Source organism: Solwaraspora sp. WMMA2080, assembly GCF_027497395.1.
Taxonomy (GTDB): Bacteria; Actinomycetota; Actinomycetes; order Mycobacteriales; family Micromonosporaceae; genus Micromonospora_E.
Window position 1 is genome coordinate 5,491,954 of sequence record NZ_CP114910.1, and the last position, 20,679, is coordinate 5,512,632.

General features: G+C 71.2%; 16 protein-coding genes. 7 read left to right on the top strand and 9 right to left on the bottom strand.

From position 1 onward, the window contains the following. Positions 1–3: 3 nt before the first annotated feature. From O7543_RS25145 to O7543_RS25155, 3 genes are read right to left on the bottom strand one after another with little or no spacing between them, the layout of a single operon-like run. Positions 4–5,850 carry a type I polyketide synthase gene (locus O7543_RS25145; protein WP_281551611.1) on the bottom strand — a complete coding sequence of 1,949 codons (5,847 nt, stop codon included), beginning with the start codon at positions 5,848–5,850 and terminating at the stop codon, positions 4–6. Positions 5,851–5,863: 13 nt separating this feature from the next. Beyond that, positions 5,864–6,859, bottom strand: a complete 996-nt coding sequence (locus O7543_RS25150; RefSeq protein ID WP_281551610.1) for an enediyne biosynthesis protein — start codon at positions 6,857–6,859, stop codon at positions 5,864–5,866. Next, on the bottom strand, positions 6,856–8,826 hold the full coding sequence (locus tag O7543_RS25155; protein WP_281551609.1) for a CRTAC1 family protein: 1,971 nt from the start codon (positions 8,824–8,826) through the stop codon (positions 6,856–6,858). The genes O7543_RS25150 and O7543_RS25155 overlap by 4 nt, the downstream gene beginning before the upstream one ends. A gap of 457 nt (positions 8,827–9,283) precedes the next feature. On the opposite strand from O7543_RS25155, the gene O7543_RS25160 reads away from it, so the two are divergent. Further along, complete coding sequence (locus O7543_RS25160) at positions 9,284–9,598, top strand: hypothetical protein (RefSeq protein WP_281551608.1); 315 nt, start codon at positions 9,284–9,286, stop codon at positions 9,596–9,598. Between the two features lie 209 nt (positions 9,599–9,807). Continuing rightward, entirely contained in the window at positions 9,808–11,361 is a 1,554-nt protein-coding gene (locus O7543_RS25165) for an NAD(P)-binding domain-containing protein (protein WP_281551607.1), read from the top strand. 29 nt (positions 11,362–11,390) lie between these two features. On the opposite strand, the gene O7543_RS25170 is transcribed toward O7543_RS25165, so the two are convergent. From O7543_RS25170 to O7543_RS25185, 4 genes are all read right to left on the bottom strand, one after another. Beyond that, positions 11,391–11,990: a nitroreductase family protein gene (locus tag O7543_RS25170; protein WP_281555703.1), complete on the bottom strand. Its 600-nt coding sequence runs from the start codon at positions 11,988–11,990 to the stop codon at positions 11,391–11,393. Between the two features lie 149 nt (positions 11,991–12,139). Next, positions 12,140–12,481, bottom strand: coding sequence for a hypothetical protein (locus O7543_RS25175; protein WP_281551606.1), 342 nt, complete (start codon positions 12,479–12,481; stop codon positions 12,140–12,142). Then, entirely contained in the window at positions 12,478–13,164 is a 687-nt protein-coding gene (locus O7543_RS25180; protein ID WP_281551605.1) for a glutamate-cysteine ligase family protein, read from the bottom strand. The genes O7543_RS25175 and O7543_RS25180 overlap by 4 nt, the downstream gene beginning before the upstream one ends. Positions 13,165–13,221: 57 nt before the next feature. After that, on the bottom strand, positions 13,222–14,388 hold the full coding sequence (locus O7543_RS25185) for a M20/M25/M40 family metallo-hydrolase (RefSeq protein WP_281551604.1): 1,167 nt from the start codon (positions 14,386–14,388) through the stop codon (positions 13,222–13,224). 193 nt (positions 14,389–14,581) lie between these two features. Between O7543_RS25185 and O7543_RS25190 the strand changes: the two genes are divergently transcribed. Further along, positions 14,582–15,127, top strand: a complete 546-nt coding sequence (locus O7543_RS25190; RefSeq protein ID WP_281551603.1) for a carboxymuconolactone decarboxylase family protein — start codon at positions 14,582–14,584, stop codon at positions 15,125–15,127. Positions 15,128–15,168: 41 nt separating this feature from the next. Here the strand turns inward: O7543_RS25190 and O7543_RS25195 are convergent, their stop codons facing one another. After that, positions 15,169–16,074, bottom strand: a complete 906-nt coding sequence (locus tag O7543_RS25195) for a hypothetical protein (RefSeq protein ID WP_281551602.1) — start codon at positions 16,072–16,074, stop codon at positions 15,169–15,171. Positions 16,075–16,255: 181 nt separating this feature from the next. On the opposite strand from O7543_RS25195, the gene O7543_RS25200 reads away from it, so the two are divergent. The 3 genes from O7543_RS25200 (at position 16,256) to O7543_RS25210 (ending at position 18,920) form a co-directional block, all read left to right on the top strand. Next, positions 16,256–17,101, top strand: a complete 846-nt coding sequence (locus O7543_RS25200; RefSeq protein ID WP_281551601.1) for a hypothetical protein — start codon at positions 16,256–16,258, stop codon at positions 17,099–17,101. A gap of 154 nt (positions 17,102–17,255) precedes the next feature. Next, the gene (locus O7543_RS25205) at positions 17,256–18,515 is read left to right on the top strand and encodes an extracellular solute-binding protein (protein WP_281551600.1); all 1,260 of its coding nucleotides are present in this window, start codon (positions 17,256–17,258) and stop codon (positions 18,513–18,515) included. Between the two features lie 36 nt (positions 18,516–18,551). Continuing rightward, positions 18,552–18,920: a hypothetical protein gene (locus O7543_RS25210; protein ID WP_281551599.1), complete on the top strand. Its 369-nt coding sequence runs from the start codon at positions 18,552–18,554 to the stop codon at positions 18,918–18,920. Between the two features lie 12 nt (positions 18,921–18,932). On the opposite strand, the gene O7543_RS25215 is transcribed toward O7543_RS25210, so the two are convergent. Further along, positions 18,933–19,616 carry a DsbA family oxidoreductase gene (locus O7543_RS25215; RefSeq protein ID WP_281551598.1) on the bottom strand — a complete coding sequence of 228 codons (684 nt, stop codon included), beginning with the start codon at positions 19,614–19,616 and terminating at the stop codon, positions 18,933–18,935. A gap of 346 nt (positions 19,617–19,962) precedes the next feature. Between O7543_RS25215 and O7543_RS25220 the strand changes: the two genes are divergently transcribed. After that, positions 19,963–20,664 (top strand): LuxR C-terminal-related transcriptional regulator, encoded by a 702-nt coding sequence (locus tag O7543_RS25220; RefSeq protein ID WP_123603638.1) that lies wholly within the window; start codon positions 19,963–19,965, stop codon positions 20,662–20,664. Positions 20,665–20,679: the final 15 nt, after the last annotated feature.

The following is a 20,679-nucleotide window of genomic DNA, read 5'->3' on the forward strand; positions in this document are numbered from 1 at the left end:
GACTCACCTGCCTCCGTCGGCGGACATCGCGAAGACCACCGGGTCGTCGACGCCCTGCAGCGCGGTGGTGAAGGTGGCGATCCGGGTGGTTCCGGATCGCAACGCCACCCAGCCGGCCGGTGCGTTCGGCTCGGCGGCCAGGTCGACCCGCGCGTGGCCGTTCTTGCGCAGACACTCGACGGCGCCCCACACCCGGGTCGCCGACACCGACAACTCCTCGCCGTGTTCCCGGGCGACCAGCCTGGCCAGCGCCAGGTTCTCCGCGCCGAGCAGATCGGCCCACTCCTCGTCGGAGCGGCCGGCGGCCACCTCGACGTCGCAGCCGACCGCCGCCGGTCCGGTGACCGCCACGGTCACCCCGGCGCCGTGCGACGCCGAGATCTGCGGCCCGCCGGTGACCTCCGGTTTGCCGTCCGGCCGGTAGCGCACCTGCGCGTCGCCGCCCAACGCCCAGCTGACCGCCTTGCGGGTCTGCTCCCGCCGGTCGGCCACCTCGGTAGCTTGCGGGTCGTCCGGGCGGACCACCACCCGCAGGTCGGTCGGCAGGAACGCGCCGACCCGTCGCTCCAAGTAGGGCCCGACCAGCGCCGGGAGCCACGGACCGGAACCGTCCAGCTTGCGTACGGCGTGCAGCCGCAGCCCCACCCACCGTTCGACGAGGTTGCCGTCCGGGTCACAGACGTCCACGTCGTACAGGTATGTGTCGCCCTCCCGGGACCGTTCCAGCGCGTGGATGGTGACGCTGTCCAGGGTGGCGGCGACCTTCGCGTCGGCCAGGTGCAGCCGTTCGATCGCCCCCGGCAGCAGCGTGGCGTCCGGGACGCAGCACTGCAGGGCGTGCATCACCGTGTCCCGGGTGCCGGGGTCGCCGAGCACCAGCTCGCCCGGCCGGAACCGGGCGAACCATGGCGCCACCGACCGGTTCGACACCCGCGCCACGCAGCTGGTGGCGGCCAGATCCAGATAGCCCTGCAGCCGCTGGAACCGCGACCCCTGGAACAGCACCGGCCCGTACAGCTCACTGGCCGGGTCGATGGGCAGCAGCTCGGTGGCCGCGGTCGCCGGCCGTACCTCGGGCCGGGCCGGCAGGTCGTAGCGCAGCCTGGCCCGGAAATGATCGGCCGCGAACCCGGTGTCGCTGCTGCGGACCACTGCGTCGACGGCACCGTCCGGCGCGGCGAGCACCGCGATCCGGATGGTGTTGCTGCCGTCCGGCGGGACCACGATCGGCCGGAGCAGTTCGACGTTCTCCAGCACCGGCGTCTCGATCCGCCCGGTCAGCGCCCGCGCCGCCTGGGCCATCGCCTCCATGCCGAGCACCGCCGGCAGCAGCAGGTCCCCGTCGAGCAGGTGGTCCGGCAGGTAGAGGTCGTCGTCGGCGGTCAGGTCGGCGTCGACGATGAGCTCGACGCCCGGGTAGTGAACCTGGGGCCGGTCGACGAAGCGCAGCAGCGGCAGCTCCCGCCGCTCCATGGTGACCGTCGGCAGCCCGTCGGAGCGGCTCATCACCACCATCGCCTGCGGCGCGGACGGGCTGGCCAGCACCTCCTTGAGGATCGCGATGCCGTCCTCGACCGGGATCGGGGAGATGCCGTCGCGGGTCAGCGACTCCAGCACCCCGAGCCGTTCACCCATCCCGGCACCCGACCACACCGACCATTCCAGGGCGAGGCAGCGGATGTGCGGGTGGTCCTTGCCGACCTTGCGGGTCAGGTCGGTCATCCAGTCGTTGGCGGTGGCGTAGTGCGCCTCGCCGCGCAGCCCGGCCCGGCCGATGATGCTGCCGAAGGTGATCAGCAGCCGCAGCGCCTGCGGGTCGGTCGCGGCGAGCACCGCGTCCAGGCCGTCGATCTTCGGAGCCAGGGTACGGCGGAAAGCGGCCTCGTCGAGCGCGGCCACCGGTGTCGGCTCGTTGCGTCCGGCTCCGTGCAGCACCCCGGTGACCTGGCCGAGCGCCTGCTCGACGGCGTTCACCGCCGCCTTCACCTGGTCCACTGCGGTGATGTCGGCCCGGGCGTAGTGGAACCGGACACCGGCGGCCCGCAACCGGTCAAGGTTGGCGGCCAGTTCGGCGTCGTCGGCCGGGTCGGAGCGGCCGAGCAGGCCGACGGCGGTGCCGGTGTCCCGGCCCAGCGCCAAGGCGCACTCGGCGGTGATGCCCTTGCCGCCGCCGGTGACCAGCAGCACGTCGTCCGGGCCGATCCCGGCACCGCCGTTGGGTGGCAGCTGGATCGGCCGCAGCACCGGTTCATACCGCTCACCGGCGGCGTCGTAGTGCACCTCGCTGAACCCGGTCGTCGCACCGACGTCGGCGACGAGCCGGCGCACCAACTCGTCGCGCCCCTCGGCGCGGTCCGCCGGATCGTCGTCGACCGTCGGGTACTCCGGCAACGGCAGCAGCACCACCGTGGTGTCGATATCCGGATGCTCCTGGTGCAGCGTCTTGGCCAGACCGGCGGCGGACCGCCGGTCACCGACCGCGACGAACCGGACCGGCCCGCCGGCGGACAGCGCCGCGCGGGCGGCCCGCAGCAGCACCGGGACATGCTCCGGCTGGCCGTCGCGGGGCAGACAGAGCAGCACTCCGTCGCCCACCCCGGCCGTGCCCAGCGCTGCCGCCAGTGGCTCGGCGAGCGGGTTGTGACCGGCGGTGAAGACCTGCCAGTCGCCGTCGACACCCGACCCGGCGAACGGGGCGACCCCGGTGGGCACCAGGTCCACGGCGAACGCCCGGACCCAGGGAGCCACACCGGCGACGACCGGCTCCGCGTCGTCGCCGGCCGGTGCGGCACCGGCGGCGTCGTCGAGGATCTGCGCGATCTCGGCGACCGTAGCGGTGGCGTAGCTGGAGGTCAGCGTCGGCGCCGGTACGTCGAGTTCGCGGGCCGCCTGGTTGACGATCTGCCCGACGGTGATCGAGCTCAGATGCAGCTCGTCGAGGGGCCGGCTGTCCGGGCGTACCGCATCCAGCGGCAGCTCGGCCCGTTCGGCGGCGAGCCGACGGAGCACCTCGAGACTGTCAGCACCGGAGCGCCCCGCCGCCTGGTCCCGGGAGCTGTTCGCGGATCCCGCGGCGTGATCGGCCGGCTGGGCTCCGGCCTGCCGGGCGACGGCGAAGTCGCCGGCCGGGGCCGACTCGGCCGGGCTGGCGAGGAAGCGCAGCGGCCGACCGGGTTCCAGCGGTCGGGTGAACCGGCCCTGAAACAACGCATCGTGGTCGATCACCGCGCCCAGCGCGTACGCGGCCCCGACGGCGTTGAGCAGCCCGGACAGCGACAAGCTGTCGGTCTCCAGCGAGATCGTCGGCACGTCCGGGGCGATCTCGCCGGCCAGGCCGCGCAGGATCCGACCCGGACCGATCTCCAGCAGCAGGTCACTGGTCTCGGCGAGCCGGCTCACCGCCTGGGTGAACCGCACCGGGTCGAGCACCTGCCGGCGCAGCAGGTCGACGACGTCGGTGTCGGCCGGCAGCGGCTCACCGGTGACGGTGGAGACCATCGACCTGGCCAGCGGGGTGAACGACTGACCGGCCAGGTGTTCACCGAACGCCACCGCGGCCGGGGCGACCGCCTCGGAGTGGAAGGCGTGCGACACGGCGATCCGGGTCCAGAACAGGCCCTGCCGTTCGGCTCGGGCACCGACCTGCTCGACTGCGGCGACTGGGCCGGAGACCACGGTCTGCTGCGGGCTGTTGTAGCCGGCGATCACCACCGCCGTACCGGCGAGCAGCGGCTGCACCACCTCGGGCGCGGCGGAGATGCTGGCCATGGTGCCGTCACCGGCGCTGGCGTCGGCCATGATCCGGCCTCGGGCGGCGGCCGTGGCCAGTAGCGTCGGCTCATCCATCGCCCCGGCCCAGTGCAGCGCGGTCAGTTCACCGAGGCTGTGCCCGGCGGCACCGGTGGCCTCGATGCCCACCATGGACAGCACCCGCAGACCGGCGACAGATCCGGTGACGATCCGTGGCTGGGCGACCGCCGTGGCCACCAGGTCGGCACCGGCCGGTGGCTGGTACGTCCGGTACAGCGTGTCGACGTCGGCGAACCGGCGACGCAGTGCGCCACCGTCGGCCCGCCGCCCGGCACCCTGCCCGGGGAACAGGTACCCGATGCGCGGGTTGCCGCCAGCGGCGCCGAGGAACACGCCGTCGGCGGCGTCGATGACCGTACGCTCACCGGCGGCGACCGCCTCCGCCAGCCGGCTGAGCCGGCCGGCGGCCTGTTCCGGGGAGCCGGCGACCACTGCGGCCCGGACCGGCTGGCCGGCCAACTGCCCGGCCAGCGCGGCGGCCAGGTCGCCGAGTTCGGCGTAGGACAGCCGGGCCACCCACGGGGCCAGCCCGGCGAGTCGTTCGCCGAGCTCCTGCGGGGTCCGGGCGTCGAACAGCAGCAGCTCGGTGTCCTGCCGGGACCGCACCAGCGCCGTGGTCGCGGTCCCGACCCGGGTCCGCCGGCTGGTCTCGGCGGTCTCCACCACCACGTGGGCGTTGATCCCACCGAAGCCCATCGACGAGACCGCGGCCCGGATCGGCTTGTCCGCCGGCCACAGCTCGGCGGCGGCCGGCACCCGCAGCGCGGGCTGCTCGACGTCCAGCTCCGGGTGGGTCTCGACGTGCCCGGTGGCCGGCGGGATCACCTGTTGGCGGACCGCCAGGATCGCCTTGAGCAGGCCGGCCACCCCGGCGGCGGCCTTGGTGTGGCCGAAGTTGCCCTTGACCGTACTGATCGCGGCCGGCTCGCCGTCCGGGGCCGCCTCTCGGCGGGCCTCGGTGAACGCGCGCAGCTCGGTGGCGTCACCGACGGCCGTCCCGGTGCCGTGTCCCTCCAGGTAGGCGACCGAGTCGATGCCGAAGCCGGCCCGCTGGTACGCCCGACGGATCGCCAGCCGGTGGCCGCTGGCCTCCGGCCGGGTGATGCCGCCCTTGCCGTCGGAGGAGTAGCCCCAGCCGGCGATGACCGCGTGCCGACGCAGACCCCGGGCGACGGCGTCCTCGTCGCGCATCAGCACCAGCATGCCGCAGCCCTCACCGGGCCAGAAGCCGTTGGAGTTGCGGTCGTACACCCGCATCTCGGCGGTGGCCAGCGCGCCGGTCTTAGCGAAGCCGATCACCTCGAACGGGTCGATGCTCAGGTCCACCCCGCCGGCGACCGCCGCGTCCAGCTCGCCGTTGCTCAGCGCGTTGCAGGCGGTGGCGATCGACAGCAGCGACGACGAGCAGGCACCGTCGACGGTGTACCCGCCGCCCTTGAAGTCGAAGTGGTTGCAAATCCGCCCGGCGATGGTGTTGGCCAGCCCACCGGCGAGGGTGTCCTCGTCGATCGGCGGGAACGGCGCCTTGTAGCGCGGCTCCAGATCGTCCAGGAAGGCGGTCACCGCGGTGTCGTCCCAGCCCTGCTCGCGCAGGGCCGCGCCGACCGTGCGCCGGACGTACGGCCAGCGCAGCCGCAGCAGGTTCGCCCGGCTGAACTCACCGGTCAGGGTATTGCCGATGACCACGCCGGTGCTGGCCGCCGGCAGCCCTTCACCGTCGGCGAAGCCGGCGTCGGCCAGGGCCCGGGCGACGGTGTCCAGGGCCAGCCAGTGGGTCATGTCGGTGGACCGGAAGGTGCTGCCGGCGATCCGGTACTTGACCCGGTCGAATTCGAACCCCTCCAGCACCGCCGCCTTGGCCGAGTAGAACCGGTCCGGCGCGGCCGGGTCGGGGGAGTAGTAGTCCTCGTGGTTCATCCGCTCGTCCGGCAGCCGGCGGAAGGCCCGGCGGCCGGTGAGCACGTTCTCCCACAGTTGGTTGGGGGAGTCGGCGTCGGGATACCGGCAGGCGATCCCGACCACCGCGATACGGTCACTCATCAGATACCTTTCCTCACGCCGTCGCGCCGGCCACCGGCGCGGGGGCGGGTGCCACCGCCGCCTGCTGCTGGGCGCGCTTACGCAGGTGAACCATCCACCAGTAGATGCCGCGGGCGCCGCAGACCACGACGACGGCGAAGAACAGCGTGTAGACGACGTTGAACAGCATCAGTACGCCGTAGACCATGGCCACCGACGACCCGAACATGAACTGGTGGATCGGCTTGACCGGGGTGGTCCCCGGGTCGGTGATCATGTAGTTGGTGAACAGCACGAACGCCACCCCGGCCATCACGCCGAGCGCCGAGAACAGTGCCACGTCCCAGATCCAGTGCCGCAGCAGCGCCTGGATGGCGAAGCCGCCCAGCCAGCCGACGATCAACGCCACCTTGCGGGTCAGCATGGCGTTGATCACCGTACCGGCGGTGACGATGATGATCGGGATCATGATCCGGAAGAAGGTGTTGGCACCCTCGGTGAACTGGTACGGCGGGGCGATCGAGATCCACGAGCCGAAGCAGACCAGGGCCACGGTGATGCCCAGGTTGGACGGGTTCATGTAGTGCCGCATCCGGCCGTACACCGGGGCCTGGAAGACGTACTTGCCGGTGACCCCGACGATCACCGCGAACGCGATCGGCAGGAACATGTCGTTGGCGTACAGCAGCATGTTGCAGGCCAGCGCGGTGATGTGGGCGGGCAGCAGGAACTCGTACATGCCGCGTCCGCCGCGCCCGGTGTACCGGGGTGCCCGCTGCTGCATCCGGGCGCTGAAGGTCTCGAAGACCAGCTCGGTGGCGTAGCCCACCAGCACCGCCAGGATCGGCCACAGCCACGGCTGCTCGAAGCCCAGGACGGTGTACCCGAGGATGTTGAACACGGTCATCGAGATGGCGAAGTTGCGCAGCGCCAGGTAGCGGCGGTCCGGCTCCTTCGCCGCCGGCGCGGGTGGGCCGGCGGGGGCCGTCGTCGTGCCGACGGTCTGTTGGCGTTCGGCGGTCGTGGTCATCGGTTCGGAACCTCCTGGACACGGTCGGTCAGCACGAGGGTGTGCGTGCCGGCCGACAGCTGCTGAGTGGTGCTGTGCAGATCGCCGTCGAGGTCACGCCAGCGCAGGTCGACGGTGACCGGGCCGGTGGCGTCGCCGAGTCCGAGGTGGACATCGAAGCTGCGTTTGCCGCCGTGGCCACTGCCGCCGTCGAGCTGGGAGACCTGCCGGCGTCCGTCTGCGGTGGTGACCGTGACGGTGGCGCCGTAGGCCGGCGTACCGGGCAGGTCGGCGTCGGTGCCGTCCAGCGTCGGCCGGTACAGCCGCAGGTTGAGGTAGTCGCCGAGGTCCGGTGCCTCGTTGGTGTAGAACGCCGGGGCGGCCCACTGCCGGGCTACGGCCAGGTCGAGCGCGCCGGTCGCCCGGGTGTCGGCGGTGGCGATGCCGCGGGTCGGGATCGGCACGTCCAGGCCGAGCTGCTCGGTGATGTTGGTGAACTCGCCGCTGTCGGTCCGGGCGAAGAAGGCGAGCGGCTGGTCACCGGCGATGTCGTCGCCGGGCTGCATGTTCGGCCACATCGCCGGGTTGGAGAGCAGGTTGTCGTTGGACATCGCCATCTCCTGCAGCCACGGCCACCGGTCGATGTCGCCCTTGACGAAGCCGAGCGTCTGCACGACCTCCAGGTCACCGTCGTTGCGGAAGTCGGCGAACTTCACGTCCCAGCCCCAGCCGCTCCAGGCCAGGCCGAGCGGCCGGGCCTGCTGGATGAACGGCGCAGTACCGGCGGAGAGACTCTGCAGGGCCTCCTCCTCGGAGCCGGCCTGGTTCACCCAGACGAAGTTGCTCTCCTCCAACCCCCAGGCGGTGGTGATGTTGGAGACCACCATGTCGAAGCTGCCGTTCGCGTCCAGGTCGCCGAAGTCGACGCCCATCCCCTTGAACGAGTCCTTGCCCAGCTGGAACGACTTCGGCGTACCGTGGCTGCGCTCGCCGTACACCGCCTCGAACTTGATCTGACCGGGCCGGGAGACGTTGTGCAGCAGGGCGTCGAAGGTGAAGTCGTTCGCGACGTACATGTCCGGCAGGCCGCGACCGGTCAGGTCAGCGGAGCTCAGCGCCAGGGTCCAGCCGGTGCTCTTGGCGAACGGGACCGCACCGCGCTCCGGCACGAAGGTCACCGACGGCGTCTCGCCGGCGGTCGCCGCGTGCCAGCGCAGCACCTGCAGCCCGCCGCCGTTGGTCGCGGTGGAGAGCGAGTCGTTCATCTCGACGTTGTCCTGGCCGTCCGGGGCGAGCACATCGGACTCGGGGAAGTAGTTGCCAATCACCACGTCCGGCTTGCCGTCACCGTCGAAGTCGTTGACCGTGGCCGCGTTGGTGTGCCACTTCGGCCCGTGGTAGCGGCCGTCCGGCGAGTCCTGCGGCAGGATCTCCTGCCGGTGGTACGCGTCGTTGGCGGGCAGCTCGGTTCCGGCCTTGCGCAGGAACAGGATCGGCACCCGGCCCCAGTAGGTCACCATGATGTCCATCCGGCCGTCCAGGTTGTAGTCACCCGGCACGCAGCCCATCGGCGCCATCGTGTGGTCGATCGGCAGCGGCGCCGGGTCGAGCAGGAACGGCTCGAACCGGTCGGCGGCCGGTGCGGTCGGCGCGTAGGTGACCACCACCTCGTTGGTCCGCACGTCGACGAAGCACAAGCTGTTGGCCACCCCGTGGCCGGTCAGGTCGTTGACGGCGATGCTCGCGCCCACCGAGGAGATCCAGGACCGGATCTTGTGGTACGACTCGTTGACCTCACGGATGTTCCGTTTAGGTAGTTGGTCGTAACCTTCCGGATAGTCGATCTCAAGCTCGGTGAACCGGTACTTTTGGGCAACCTCGTCAGCGCCGGCCACCGACACGCGAGCATCGATGATGAAGAACATCACGACGAGAAGTAAGATCGCCGTTATCCCGGGGCTGATCGAGCGCAGGCGTTGACCCAGCACGGTCTGGTCTCCTTACTGCGGGAACCATCGGCTGTTGTCCAGGCCGACGGAGTTGACAGGGCGGACATCGTTGCCGCAACGCCGATCCGATGAATTTCCGGGAATGGCGTGCGGTGAACGGGAGCTCTCGCAGCTCCCGGCTCGCCGGGGGATCCTCCTGAAGCCGAGGGTGGGTGGAGATGGGGAGGCCGCGCGGCACGGTCGGCCACCGGGATCATCGTCCGACGGCCGTACGGTGCAGCGCTTCTTTCACATTGCCTCCGGTGATTCGCTGCATTCTGGGATCTGTCACAATCCGTCGCCGATCCGATCGGCTGGAAAGACGGCAATATTGCGAAACCCTCGGCGACAGGAGCTGGCTAGCCTGAGTGAGGTGTCGCATGACGCGTCATCCGGACACCGTGCACCGTCGTATTTCGGTCGGCTGTCCGGCTCACCGCGCAGAGAAGGAGCCGTCGTGTCTGTCGAGGGATTCTGGAAGGTTGCCGTGGCCACCCCGCTTGGTACCCGGCACACCGTGCTCGAACTGTTCACCAAGGACGGTGTGCTGCAGGGGATCTCCCGTGGGGAGAAGGAGGAACTGGTACTGCAGGACCTGCAGGTGGCCGACGACCGGCTGTCCTGGTTCCAGTCGATCACCAAGCCGATCCGGATGAATCTGGTGTTCGACGTCGTGGTCGACGGTGACGAGATGTCCGGCACCGCGAAGGGCGGCCCGATGCCGCCGGCGAAGGTCAGCGGCCGGCGCGAGCCGGCGACCCAGGCGGCCTGACCTCGGCCGCTGCGGCGATCCCGGGTGCCCGGCCTGTCCACCACGGCCGGGTTTCCGGGTGCCCCGGGACGTCCACCACGGCACGGAGATCGGATTGCCGACCGGGTCGCGCAACCGCCCCTCGGTCGGTCGTCGATGATCCGTATGACCGATTGACCTATGCGCATTTATCATAAAAAGTCATGGATATTCCGACCGGGGAGAGATCCATGACCGACGTGCCGCCCGCGACCACCCACCACCGGTATCTGATCGTCGGCGCCGGCCCGGCCGGGCTACAGCTCAGCTACTACCTGCAGCAGGCCGGCAGCGACTACCTCACACTGGAGCGATCCGATGGTCCCGGGGAGTTCTTCCGGCGGTTCCCTAGACACCGCGGCCTGATCTCGCTGAACAAGGTGCACACCGTCAGCGCCGACCCGGAGATCCGACTCCGCTGGGACTGGAACTCGCTGCTGCACGAGCCGTTCGAACTGCCCTTCTCCGACTACAGCCGGGAGTACTACCCGAGCGCCGACGACCTGGTCCGCTACCTGGCCGACTTCGCCCGGCACCACCGGCTGGCGATCCGGTACGGCGTCGGCGTCGAGCGGGTCGAGAAGACCGAGGACGGCTTCGTGGTGTCCGCCGGTGACCAGACCTACAGCTGCGAGTGCCTGGTCGTGGCCACCGGCTGGGGCCGGCCGAACATCCCCGACGTAACCGGTATCGAACACGCGGTCGGCTACGAGGCGATGAGCACCGACCCGGCGGACTACGCCGGCCACCGGGTGCTGATCCTCGGCAAGGGCAACTCGGCGTTCGAAACGGCCTCGGCGATCCTCGGCCACGCATCCATGGTGCACCTGGCCAGCCCTCGGCCGATGCGGCTGGCCTGGAACACCAAACACCCCGGGGACGTACGCGGCCATCACGGCGCGGTGCTGGACAGCTACCAGTTCAAGACGCTGCACTCGGTACTGGACTGCGTGGTCGACGAGATCCGCCCGGTCGGCGACCGCTACGAGGTGCACCTCACCTACACCCACGCCGACGGCGAGACCGCGGTGATGGAGTACGAGTCGGTGCTGCGCTGCACCGGCTTCGCCATGGACACCTCGATCTTCGGTGCCAGCGCCAGTCCGAAGCTGGTCCCCAGCGGCCGGATGCCGGCCACCGACCCGGACTGGCAGTCGGTCGACGTCGACGGCCTCTACTTCGCCGGCACCGTGGCCCAGGACCGCGACTTCAAGAAGGCGTCCTCGGCATTCATCGACGGGTTCCGGTACAACCTGCGGACCCTGACCGCGCTGCTGCGCGAGCGGTACGAGGCTGCGCCGCTGGGCTTCGACAAGGTCTCCGCCGACCCGGACTCGTTGACCCGGGCGGTGCTGGACCGGGTCAACTGGAGCTCGGCGCTGTGGACCCAGTTCGAGTTCCTGGTCGACGCCCTGGTCGTCGACCAGGCAACCGGTCACGTCCGGCACTACCACGACCTGCCGGAGGACTACGCGGTACGCCGATTCGGCAGCGAGAGCCACTACTACACGTTCGGGCTGCGCTGGGGGCGGGACGACTACCCGGACGTCTTCTCGATCGAACGTCACCCGCAGCCCGACCGGGCGTCCGAGAGCGCCTTCATCCACCCGGTGGTGCGCCGCTACCGGGGCGGCGAACTCGTCGAGGAGCTGCACCTGCTGGAGGACCTGCTGGCCGAGTGGCGTCGACCGGACCGGCACATCCAGCCGCTGACCCGGTTCTTCACCGCCGACCTGCACCGCTGACCCTCCGGGAAACCTGGTACCACTGCCGCCTACCGGCGGACCAGGACCTCAGACAGCGGCTTGCGGGTCAGCTGCGGCACGGTCACCCCGGCCGCCGGGTAGCCGACCGGCATCACCACGCAGGCCCGTTCCTCAGCGGGGCGTTCGCAGATCTCGTTGAGGAACTTCATCGGGCTGGGCGTGTGGGTGAGGGTGGCCAGCCCGGCCAGGTGCAGCGCGGTGATCAGCACCCCGGTGGCGATGCCGACCGACTCCTTGACGTAGTACGGTTTGGGCGAGTTGGGCCCCCGGTGCACCTCGAACACCACGATGACCACCGGGGCGGTCTCCAGGAACGGCTTCTGCCAGTCGGTGCCCATCGGCGCCACCGCCCGCAGCCACTCGGCGGACGCCCGCCGGGTGTAGAACTCCAACTCCTCCGCCTCGGCGGCCTGCCGCAGCCGGCGCTTGCGCTGCGGGTCGGTGAGCACGACAAACCGCCACGGCTGCAGGTTCGCGCCGCTGGGCGAGCAGGCCGCCGCCCGTACCGCGTCCTCGATGACCTCCAACGGCACCGGGTCGGGCGCGAAGTGCCGCACCGAGCGGCGGCTGGCCATCTGGTCGGCGAACCGGCGGGCGGTGACACCCATCGCGGCCGGGTCGAGCCGGTCGAGATGGAACGGGACCGTCGCGACGTTCTGCACGGGGACCTCCTGGACCGGTCGGGCTGTGCTTCCAGGATCACCCACCGCAGGCCACGGTGGTTGCCCTGGATTGCCGTTGTCCCGTACCTGTCGGCTCAGCTGGAGGTGCACTCGGCCAGGTAGTCGACGACGGCGGCCAGCCCGCCCGGCCGCCGCGCGGCGAGCCGCTGCCGGCGGGCGCCGGTGCCGTCGGCGAGCAGCCGGTCCACCCCGTCGACCACCATCCGGTGGGCGTGCTGGGCGTGCAGCTGCGGCTCCACCGCCGCGACCAGGTCACCGATCAGGTCGGCGGCCGGCCGGAGCCGACCGGTGCCCGGGTCCAGGCCGGCGCCGTCCAACCCGTCGCGCGCCGCCCGCCAGTACGCCACCCGCAGCAGCTCGTCCGGTACGTCGGGCGCGGGCACCCCCTGCTCGACCAGCGCCGACAGTCGGGTCACCAGGGCGCGGACCACGGCCGCGTACAGCGCGGTCTCCTCGACGGTGAGCGCGGCGTCGGCGACTGGGCCGCCGAGTCGAACTTCGGCGGCGGACCGGCCACCGGCCAGCGCGGCCAGGTCATCGTCCGCCAACTGGCGTAGCCGGAGTCCCGGTTGTCCCAGAACGGCGAGTTCGCCGTGAGGGTCAGCAGGACCGGCAGGTACGGCCGCAGATGGTTGCCGACCTGCACCGCCCGCTCCCGGTCAGGCATCTCCACGTGCACATGCAACGCGCAGATGGCCAGGTCGTCGTGCAGGCCGCGGAACGTCTCGACGCCCCGGTCCTGCCGTGGACCGGTGGTGATCGGCGGCGGCACCGGCCCGGCGACGGCGGCCGAACCGGTGGCCACCAGCCGCAGTCCGCGCTCCCGGGCGCACCCGCCGGCGACCTTGCGGGCCTCGGCCAGCTGAGCCGCCAGCTCGGTGGGCCCGACGCACGGTTCAGTGCGGGTCTCCACCTGCAGCGGGGTGATCTCCCCGGCCACCCGACCGGGCAGCCGGGACGTGGCGCCGGCGACGACCTCGGCGGCGCGCGGCACCGGGGCCCGGCTGCCCGCGTCAACGACGAGGAACTCCTCTTCCACCCCGAACCGGGGGGCGTTGTACCGGGAGGCGATGTCCGGCTGTCGGCTGGTCGGACTCATTGCGGCAGCGACCTCCACGGCTGGCTCGACGTCGGCCGCGGTCCGGCCGTCCGGAGCCTAACCGGTGGGCGCGTGGTCCCGTGACGTCGATAGTGCACTAAGCCGACGATCGTCCATAATGTCAATGATCATCGCAGCCAGCAATGCCGTCCTGTCCGACATCTGTGACAGGTCCGCCCATTCGCTACGGGCGTGCGACCCGCCGCCGACCACCCCCAGGCCGTCCAAGGTGGGTATGCCCATCGACCCGGTGAAGTTCGCGTCGGACGCGCCCGGTGCGCGTACCCCGACCAACGGTGGCAGCCCCATCCGCTGCCCGACCCGCTGGGCCACCTCCAGCAGCGGCACCGCCACCGACTCGGGCAGCGGGTACCGGTTCACCCCGCCGTCGACGTCGAGCGTGGCGTCGGCCAGCCGCGTCGGCAACGTCCGGATCATCCGGTCCACCCGGTGCAGTTCATCGCGGGTCCAGGCCCGTACGTCGACACTGAACTCGGCCGTCTCCGGCACCTGGTTGGTCATGACGCCGCCGTGCAGCACGGTAGGTGTGACCGTGGTGCCGTCGGCGGCCAACGACCGTACCGCCAGCACCTGATGGGCCAGCTCGACCGCCGCGTTCACCCCGCGGTGCGGCTCCACGCCGGCGTGCGCCGACCGGCCATGGACGGTGATCCGGTAGACCGAGCCGCCCTTGCGGGCCACCTTCAGCCCACCGTCCTCACTGCTCGGTTCGCCGACCAGCACCACCCCGGACCGGCCGGCCTGCTGCTCGATCAGCGGCCGGGAGGTCGGCGACCCGCTCTCCTCGTCGCAGGTCAGCAGCAGGCCGACCCGGGACGGGTCGGGCAGCAGCGCCAGCGCGCCGAGCAGCTGCACGATCCCGCCCTTCATGTCGCACACCCCCGGCCCGGTGGCGATCGGGCCGGACACGGTGAACGGCCAGTCGGTGACGGTGCCCGCCGGCCAGACCGTGTCGTAGTGGCCGAGCAGCAACACCTGCTGATCGGCCGCCGGCCAGAGCAGGTGTGGCAGCCCGTCGCGGACGATCCGCCGGGCCGGTCGGCCAAAGACCTCCCTGCCCCAGGCATCGAGCAGGTCGGCGCAGTCGTTCAGCAGCCGGACCGCGCCCGGCGGGGACTCGGCGGCCACCAGTGTGCCGAGTCGCCGTACCATCTCCGTCGCCTGGCCCCCCGCAGCGCGCCGGAGCTTGTCCAAGTCAGCCATGCGGCGATCGTGGCACCGGCTCTGAGCCAGCAGCAATCCGCTAGCGTGCCCACCTCATCGCTGTGCGTGTTGATCCTGGGTGGTGCGACCGACCGGGCACTTTAGAAGAACCGCGCCGGCCGGCGGCCCGGCATCATCCCTGTGGGACCGGGCCGCCGACCGGCGGCGGCCGACCGCCGCAGGAGGGCGCCGGATGGCATACATCGATCTTGGTCTGGACGAGACGGAGCACCCGGGGATCACCGGCCTGTTCCGGTACCGGCCGGAGACCGCCGCGCCGCTCGGCGCGCTCGCCGATGTGCTGCTGCACGCGCCGCACCCGACGCTGAGTCCGGGGGAGCGCGAGCTGATCGCCGCGTACGTGTCCGAGCGCAACGAGTGCTCGTTCTGCTCCGCGTCGCATTCGGCGTTCGCCGCCGAGCAACTCGACGGTGGAATGCCGATGGTGCAGGCGGTCCAGGTGGACGTCGACGGCGCCGCGATCACGCCGAAGCTGCGCGCCCTGCTGAAGATCGCCGGCGCCGTCGCCCGGTCCGGCCGGCAGGTCGACGCCGCGCTGGTCGACGCCGCCCGAGTGGCCGGCGCCACCGACCTGGAAGTCCACGACACGGTGCTGATCGCGGCGGCGTTCTGCATGTTCAACCGCTACGTGGACGGACTCGGTACGGTGCTGCCGGCCGACCCGGGCGTCTACGCCGAGCGGGCGCAGCAGGTGGCCGCCAACGGATACGGCGGTTGACCCTGCGCACACGTCACCCGGTCACTGCGGCCGCCGGCAGGTCAGCGGCTGTTGTACGGCATGGTGGGGAACCAGCCGTAGTCGAACATCGCCGGCAGCCGCACGTCCCAGTAGACGACCATGAAGACACCGAGCGCGATCAGCAGCCCGCCGGTGACTGCGGCGGTCCGGGCCGGGTCGGCGGCCAGCCAGCGGATCAGCCCGCCCCGGGTGACCATGACGAGCAGCGCGAACACCGCCGAGACAATGACGATGTTGCCCAGCGACTGCAGGATGAACGCGCCGGCGCCGTACAGCGGGTTGCCGCTGTCCACCGCCCAGACGAACAGCTTGTTGAACAGCGGGTACGGCCGGCCGATCAGGAAGCCGCCGACAAGCGCACCGAGGGTGACCACCCGGGCCACCGGGCGGCGGGCGAACGGATCCGGCAGTACGCCGATCGCGGCGAGCCCGAGGTAGGCGAAGGCCAGCCCGATCAGCCCGAACACCACCATGGACTGAATCAGGCGTACCGGCAGCCCGCCGACCGAGCCGGTCGACAGCTGCGGCAGCCGGTCGCCGAGCAGCACCCCGATGAAGCCGTACGCCCCGGCGACGGCGACCATGCCGAGGGTGAGCCAGCCGATCGGCCGCAGCAGGCTGCGCAGCCCGGCGCGGGTCGCCGCGCCGCCGCTGGCCTGGCTCATCGGACCGATCGACGCGGCCATCGCCACGTTACAGGCGGTGAAGGTGCCGGCTAGCCCGGTCACGAACGCGAACACCAGGCCGGCGCCGGTGCCGCCGATCGCGGTCGCCTTGGCGTCGTGGCCGAGCAGTGCGTTCGCGACATTGTCACCGATCACGTGGTCGACGAAGTCGTACGACCAGAGCACCGCGAGCAGCACTCCGGCTGCGGCGCCGAGCAGCACGATCCGGGTCCGGGAGACCGGGGCCGGATAGCCGGACACCGGTGGGATGATCTGGGGCTGTGGAGACCCACTCCTGGAGATGGTCATGCGCCGATCATTTGTGCGGCGGGAGCTGCTGTCCTCTCAGATCTTGCCCCGCTCGGTGCCGTTCGACGCGGATGACGCCCAAGACGGCAATCCGCGACAACTCCGCGACACCGGCAACGGCCAGGATTGAGCTATGCCGGTCACCTCGGACCAGTGGCGGTCCGCCGCCACCTCCGCTCCAGACGTGCTACGACGGCTGCTCACCCTGGTGGACGGCGTGCCCGCCGCCCACCCGGTGACGGCCCACTGGAGCCTCGCCGACACCATGGCCCATCTGGCCACCATCACCGCGATGGACATCGCGCTGGTCACCGGCGGTGTCCCGAACCTGCCGGTGCCGGAGATCAACGAGCTGCGGGCGACGACGACGGTCGACACCGTCGCCGAGATGAACCGGCGGGTGCTGGCACAGTTCACCGAGCGCGACGTGCCGGCGTTGTCGGCCCGGTTGCGCGCCGACGTCGCGGAGCTGACCCGGCTGGCCGACGCGGCCGACCCGGATCACGAGGTGAGCTGGCTCGGCGCCGCCCAGCTGCCGGTCGCCGGTCTCTACTCCCATCTGCTCAACGAGATGAACATCCACGCCTGGGACATCGCCCGGTCGGTCGGCGGACGCTGGCACACCGACCCGCACCAGGCGGCGCTGTTCGTCGACGTCTTCCTGGCTGGCGTCACGCGCTGCGGCTACGGCCGGCTGCTCGACCACGACCGGCCGGTCCGCACCGGGCGGATCTCGGTGACCTTCCACCCGCGTACCGGTGGCCCGACCACCCTGGCGCTGGTCGACGGCCGGGTGCTGCTGGAGCCGGTCGACCCGAGGCCGGACGTACGACTGCGCTACGACCCGGCGACGTTCAACCTGATGCTGTTCGGCCGGGTGGGCCGGCTGCGGGCGGCGCTCGCCCGCAAGGTGGCGGTCGGCGGTCGGCGGCCGTGGCTGCTGCCCACATTCATGTCGACGATGCGACTGCCGTCCTGACGTGCATCCCGTCTCGACGCGTATCCGTCGTGGTCACCCTGACCGCGCTGGGTAACAGCCTTGACGCAGAAGCGTAGTGTGACGTACACAACCATCGCTGTTCGTCGATCGTGGTGGGAGTCACCGTGATCGGCGGCGGAGGGAGCGTACGCCCATGTCCGACCCGGCGCCGTACAACCGGCGCTCATTCCTCAGCGGAGTGATCGCCACCGGGACCCTGGCCGCGGTCGCCACCTACGCCGCCCCCGGCGGCCGACTGCAATCGCGCGTCGAGCTGCGACTGTCCACAGGCGGAGACCCGACCGGCGCCCGAGACCTGCTGGTGAGCATGTGGAACGAGACAAACCCGCAGACCATCGTACGGGTCGACCCGATCGACAGCGGCTCCGGCGACGAACGCCGGATCATGCTGGAGAAGGCCGCCGCCGGTGAGGCCGACCTGCTCAACCTCGACATCGTCGACGTGCCCGAGTTCGCCACCAACGGTCTGATCGAGAAGATCCCGCCGACCGGCGGGCGGCAACTCATCACCCCCCTCGACCAGGTCAGCCGGGTGCCCGACGAACCCGGCGTGTACTGGGCCGCGCCGTTCAACACCGACGTCGGCATGCTGTTCACCCGGCTCGACGGCGACTCCACCGAGGCGCCGCCCCGCCGGCTGCCCGACCTGCTCGCCACGATCCCGGACGGGTCGCAGCAGTTCGTCGGCCAGCTGCGCCCCAACGTATCGGCGTTCTACGAGGCGTTCGTGGTCAACGTCCTGGAACACGCCGTTGCCGAGCGACCCGCCGTACTGAAACCACCGGGAACGCCCGGTGTCGAACGGCCCGCCGACCGGATCTCCACCGACCTTGAACTGTGGAAGGCCGCGCTGAAGCCGTTGAAGGACGCGATCGACGCTGGAAAGGTGCTGACATCCGGTGGCGAGCCCGAGTCACTCGAGGCGTTCGGCGCGGCCGACTCCACGATCCGGTACCTGCGCAGCTGGCCGGTCGAGTACCGCAAGCTGCAACTTGCCGGCAACCGGGACGTGGCAACCGGACGGATCCGGGTCGACCCGCTCAGCCAGGGCATCCTCGGCGGCCAGAGCCTGGCCGTCGTCGCCGGTTCGCGCTACGTCGACCGCGCCCTGGCGTTCATCTCGTTCGCCACCAGCGAAGGTGCGCAGAAGATCCTCGCCTCGCACGGCATCGCGCCGACCGCGATCGGCGCGTACAACGACCCGAACCTGCGGGCCTCGATCCCGCACCTGGTCAGAGTGCGCGAGGCGGTGGAGAACTCGCTGCCCCGGCCGGTGCACCCTGGTTACCGACGGTTCTCCGACGTGGTCAAGGAGCATGTCGAGCGGTTTCTCTACGAGGACCAGGACCTGTCGCCACAGTTCACCACGGAGATGGCCAGTGCGCTGGCCTGACCCCGGGGCCGGCGGCACGGTCCGGAGAGGTACGTCGTGCAGATAGAACCATGGCACGTCCCGCTGTTGGTGATGGCGGGCATCATCGTGCTCGAACTTCTCGCCGTCCTGGTGCTCCGCGACGCCGGACCGGCGGTACGGCAGTTCCTGCGCACCGCCGGCCTCGGCACGCTCGCCCTGGTGCTGCTGGTCGTCGTCGTGGTCAGCATCGGCCCGTCGCTGGCCGACCAGTTGGCCAGCGTCGCCGCCGCGATCGCCGGTATCGCCGCGCTGTGGCTGACCTACCGGTCACACCGGCCGTCGGCCGCGCCGCCGGCGGTGGCCGAGCAGGCCCGCACGGCGGAGCCCGGCGGCGGCCAACGATCCGCCGGGGAGGACGGCCGCGACCGTCAACAGGCGAGCTGACCCGCCCGTGGGCTACACCGCCGCGCTGTGGGCGGTGCGCAGCGCGGACGCGAACGTCTCGACCGGCTGTGCCCCGGAGACCCCCCACCGGTCGTTCAGCACGAAGAACGGCACTCCGGTGGCACCCAGCCGGCGGGCGGCCCGGGCGTCCGCGTCAACCTCGGCGGCGTACCCGTCGCCGAGGACCACCTGCTCGGCGTCGGCCCGGTCCAGGCCGACCTCGACGGCGAGCCCGACCAGGGTCTGCGGGTCGTCCAGCACCGCGCCTTCGGCAAGGTGCGCCCGCATCAGCCGCTCGTGCAGCGGCCCGCCGAGCCCGTTCGCCGAGGCGAACTGGTTCAACCGGTGCGCGTCGAAGGTGTTCACCGAGACCGCGCGGTCCAGTGCGTAGGTCAGGCCCTCGGCGACGGCCAACTCGCTGACCCGCTGGGTCATCGCCCGGACCTGGGCCGGTGACCCGCCGGTCCGGCGGGCCAGCATCTCGGGCACCGGCAGCGGCTCACCGTGCGTGGGGTCCAGCTGGAAGCTGCGCCAACGCACCTGCACCCGGTCGGCGTACGGGAACTGCTCCAACGCGGTGTGCAGCCGTCGCTTCCCGATGTAGCACCAGGGGCAGATCACGTCGGACCACACGTCGATCCGGACCAGGGGGGTGGCGGCGGCGTCGGCCCGGTCGCCGGTCGTTGAGGTCGTCATCGTCACCTTCCAGGCCCGGGTTGGTCCCGCCGAGGGTAACCGGGTGCCGCGTCGCCGCCGGGGGCAACGTGCGAGACACCCTCGTCGGTGACACCCTTCGGGACACATTTCCGGGGTACTGCCCAGTAACAGGTGGAGCGGCCGGCGCTCGGCTGACACGATGACGGCGCATCAGGTGGGTACGCACCGACCAACTGGGCCATGCGCAGCGAGTTGTTTTTCAACTACAGTGCGCGATAACCGGGCCTGAAGTGGGAACAACCGGGCCCAAGCAAGCAACAACCGGGTCGAAGCAAGCAGAAAATGGACTGCCGAATGAGCAGTCGAGCCGGGCAACGTACCTTTTGTGGAGACTGCCAGCATCACCAGCGTTGCCCGTACGGAACCCGGCCTGGCAGCCGGCGCCGACCCCGACCTGATCGGTGGGCTCCGGCTCCGGCCCGACGCCCGGGCCCTGCAGCTCGACCGGTACGGCCGGGTGGTGCGCGTCTCGGCCGGCCTGACCCGGTGGATCGGCTGGTCGGGCGCGCAGCTCGCCGGACGCCCGTTCGAGCTGGTGCTGCACCCGGACCGGCGGGCCTGGTTCCGCCACCGGTTCAGCATCCTGCTGACCGACGCGTACCCGCACTTCGTCGGCCTGGCCGAGGTGACCACCACCGACGGCCGCCTCGCCTCCAGCCACATCACCGCCGTGGCGGTCCGCGGGACGGAGCCGCCGGCCGACTCGGTGCTGGTGCTGCTCACCCCGGAGAACCGGGTACGCCGCCCGCAGCTGACCGAGGTCGGCGCCCGGGTGCTGGAAGGGCTCGCCGGTGGCGCCTCGACCGCCGAGCTGGCCGCCAGCCTGCATTTGAGCCGCAAGGGCGTCGAGTACCACGTGACCGCGCTGCTGCGCCAGGCGCGAGTGACCAACCGGACCGCGTTGGTCGCCTGGGCGTACCACTGCGGGGTCCTGGTGCCCGGCAGCTGGCCGCCCCGGCTGGCACCCGAGGCCCGGGAGCAGGTCCGCCCGCGCGCCCGGACCTCAGCCGCCGCCCAGCACGCGTAGGCCGGCAGCGCCGAC